Source organism: Mesorhizobium sp. M7D.F.Ca.US.004.03.1.1 (genome assembly GCF_003998635.1).
GTDB classification, from domain to species: domain Bacteria; phylum Pseudomonadota; class Alphaproteobacteria; order Rhizobiales; family Rhizobiaceae; genus Mesorhizobium; species Mesorhizobium loti.
The window spans coordinates 1-3,039 of the sequence record NZ_RZQG01000735.1 but is presented as its reverse complement, the minus strand read 5'-3'; the positions used below and the strand labels follow the sequence as shown (position 1 = coordinate 3,039).

Below are 3,039 nucleotides of genomic sequence, written 5' to 3'. Positions count from 1 at the left end.
CTTTTCGAGCCGAATGGCGACCGGCGGTGTTCTCTCGTGCCCGACCGCTTGTCGCAGGGCATCGCGCGCCCTGAGCACCAGATTGCTGGCGTCGACAGGAACGGCCGGGGCGTAACGGCCGGACATGGCAAACTCATCGCTGTCGGCGAGCACGATTTCGACCCTGTCGCCAAACCGTGTGAACACCGCCAGGCTCTCGATCAGATGATAGCCGTCGGGGCGCCTGCCGGTGACATGCAGCGCAAGATTGATCTTGGCGTGCGCGTGCCAGCTACGCGACCCGATGTCGGTGTCCACAATGGTATGCGAAATGATGCTCAGTCCTTGGCCAGCCGGTATTCGCCGGTCTTCGGATCCTTGACCAGCGTTCCGATCGCGCCGTTGGCCGCCTGCTTTTCGGTGCGCCGCACCTTGGCGGTCACGCGCTCAGCTTCCCTAATGAAGGTGCGGTAGCCGAAATAGGCGGCGACGCCAACGACGGTGAAGAAAATGATCTGCGGCATACCAAAACTCCTCCCACGCTGGGCCGGCGAAGGCGGCCGGTCGGGTCGGTTGATGCATGTCGCCCAAAAGTGGATCCGGTTTGGGTAACGACATGCATGAGATTTCTAACTCTCATGCTAGACGGTTTTGCCGGGTTTTCAAAGCCCGAAGCGTGCCCACAACGCGCGCTCTTCCGCCGCATCGATCACGCCGCTAGCGGCAGCGGCTGCGATATCGGGCACCGAGAAGCCCTTGCTCGAACCGAACAGGCCGAAGCGGCTGAGGAAACCGCGCGGCGCCGTGATCAGCCTAAGCTGGGTTTTTGCCCCGAAACGGGTCTTCAGCACCGTGCGCATATCGCCGAGCGCATCGACCAGGCCGAGTTCGAGGCCCTTGATACCGGTCCAGAACAGGCCGGTGAACAGGTCCGGATCATCTTTCAGTTTCGTGCCGCGCCGCTCCTTGACGAGATCGATGAACGTGCCGTGCACCTCAAGCTGCAGTGCCTTCAGGCGTTCGACGTCTTCCTTCTTCTCGGGCTTGAAGGGATCGAGCACCGCCTTGTTCTGGCCGGCAGTGTGGACACGGCGCTCGACACCGATCTTCTTCATCAGTTCCGGAAAGCCGAACGAGGCCGACACCACGCCGATCGAACCGACAATAGAGGACGGATCGGCGAAGATCTCGTCGCCGGCGACCGCGATCATGTAGCCGCCCGACGCCGCGACGTCCTCGACGAAGACCAGCACCTTTTTGTTCTTTTCCATCGCCAGGTCGCGGATGCGCTTGAAGATCAGCCGCGACTGCACCGGCGAGCCGCCCGGCGAATTGATCGAGATGGCGACCGCCGGCGCGTCGTAGGAGAACGCCTTCTCGATGAGGCCGGCGGTGGAGGCCAGCGACAGGCTCGGTCGGAACTGGCCACCGCCGGCCATGATGGTGCCGTGCAGCCGGATGACCGGAATGGTGACGACGGTGGAGCGCCAGGATTTCGGCAGCAGGCGGTTGATAAGTCGTTTCACGAGGGCGCGGTCTCCGGTCGGTGGGTTGCAGGCATGTAGGGATTTCCCGGCCAACGGCAATGTGGCCGGGCAGAATAGCTCAATCTCCGAACAGCGAGGCGAGGCCGTTGGTGATCATTTCGCTGCGCTCATCGGGGCCGTTGCCTGATTGCGCGTGAAGCATCAAAGGAGGGCGGATGGCAAGCTTTCCCCGCGCCCCGAGCGCTGCCCTGACGACAGTGCGGATCGCCGCTGCGTCGGGGCGAGGGTGGACGGCAAGCATCTCGGCATCGCCGAAGCGCCCTGCGATCGCATCGAGAATGGCGCCGAGCTGTTCGGGGCGGGCGATCACGGCAAGCCCGCCGCGCGGCCTGACGACCGCTGCCGCACTGCGAATCCAGCTCTCGAACAACCCGTCCTCCATGACATGGGCTTCTTTTCTGAGGCGATCGGGCGTGGCGCGGTCCCGTGCGGGGTTGAAAGGCGGGTTCATGATGACGAAGTCGAAATCATTGTCGGCGAGGCCGGCGGCCGCCCGCGCCCGGCCCGATACGGTGACATCGGCGACGAGCACAGAGGCGCGATCGCTGAGATGGGCATTGCCGGGGTGGGCAAGGGTGGCCGCCGCGAAGGCCGCCATTTCGGGCGCGCGTTCGACCAGCACCGCCTCGGCGGCCGGGCAGCGTGACAGCACCGCCAGTCCGGCGGCCCCGGCGCCGGCACCGAAATCGGCGAGACGCCCGGCAAAGGCGGATGGCACGGATGCCGCCAGCATCATCGCATCCATGCCGGCGCGATGGCCGCCTTGCTTGGGCTGCACCAGCCAGAACCGGCCGCGATGGAAAGCGTCGACCGTATGGGCCGGCGTGTCCGGGACGAGGGTGGCCGGCGCGGCGGACATTATTTTCCGCGAATCTCGTTGGCGATGCCGGCATCCGTCAGGATGCGCCGTGCCGCGTCGGCCTGGTCGGCGTCGACCATGACGCGCCGCGGCAGGATGCCGAGCGAGCCGTCGAGCACGCTCATGTTCTGGTCGGCGACGAAGCAGCCGATGCCGGCATCGCGCATCAGCGATTCGACAAAGGAAATGATGACGGCGTCGTTGGTGCGAATGAGCTCAATCATCGGGCGAAACTCTCAGTTTGCAGCGCTGATGTAAACGGGCAGGCGGATTCCCGTGGCAAAGTAGAACTCCCTTTCGGCGTCGGTTGACATTCCGTCATCGCCGCCGCGCCAATTCGCCACTTGCCGTGGCCATGTCCGCCGCCCTAGAGTCCATGCAGGGACTAAGGGTGCCGTCGCACGCGTTATACCAAGACGGGAGTGATTGTCGTGGGTGTCGTTCTCAACATCGAAAACGGGAAGCGGGAGTCTGCCTCCATCAAGGATCTGATCGATCTGACTGCCGCCGATATGGGGCGCGTCAATGAATTGATCCTGTCCAAGGCCGGCTCCGACGTCGAGATGATCCCGGAAGTCGCCAATCATCTGATCTCGTCCGGCGGCAAACGGCTGCGGCCGATGCTGACACTCGCTGCCGCGCAGATGTTCGGCT

General features: G+C 64.2%; 4 protein-coding genes and 2 pseudogenes. 1 reads left to right on the top strand and 5 read right to left on the bottom strand.

Annotated elements, in window-relative coordinates; all coding sequences use genetic code 11:
* From EN935_RS28930 to EN935_RS28910, 5 genes and pseudogenes are all read right to left on the bottom strand, one after another.
* A pseudogene (locus tag EN935_RS28930) lies at positions 1–297 on the bottom strand (4-(cytidine 5'-diphospho)-2-C-methyl-D-erythritol kinase); the annotation flags it as partial.
* 20 nt (positions 298–317) lie between these two features.
* Positions 318–503, bottom strand: coding sequence for a hypothetical protein (locus EN935_RS28925; RefSeq protein ID WP_056581167.1), 186 nt, complete (start codon positions 501–503; stop codon positions 318–320).
* A 138-nt stretch (positions 504–641) separates the two neighbouring features.
* Positions 642–1,505: a S49 family peptidase gene (locus EN935_RS28920; RefSeq protein WP_127265659.1), complete on the bottom strand. Its 864-nt coding sequence runs from the start codon at positions 1,503–1,505 to the stop codon at positions 642–644.
* A 79-nt stretch (positions 1,506–1,584) separates the two neighbouring features.
* Positions 1,585–2,385 carry a methyltransferase gene (locus EN935_RS28915; RefSeq protein WP_127373879.1) on the bottom strand — a complete coding sequence of 267 codons (801 nt, stop codon included), beginning with the start codon at positions 2,383–2,385 and terminating at the stop codon, positions 1,585–1,587.
* Positions 2,385–2,609 carry a DUF2007 domain-containing protein gene (locus EN935_RS28910; protein ID WP_015318845.1) on the bottom strand — a complete coding sequence of 75 codons (225 nt, stop codon included), beginning with the start codon at positions 2,607–2,609 and terminating at the stop codon, positions 2,385–2,387. Before EN935_RS28910 ends, EN935_RS28915 begins: the two co-directional genes overlap by 1 nt.
* Positions 2,610–2,816: 207 nt before the next feature.
* Between EN935_RS28910 and EN935_RS28905 the strand changes: the two are divergent.
* A pseudogene (locus tag EN935_RS28905) lies at positions 2,817–3,039 on the top strand (polyprenyl synthetase family protein); the annotation flags it as partial.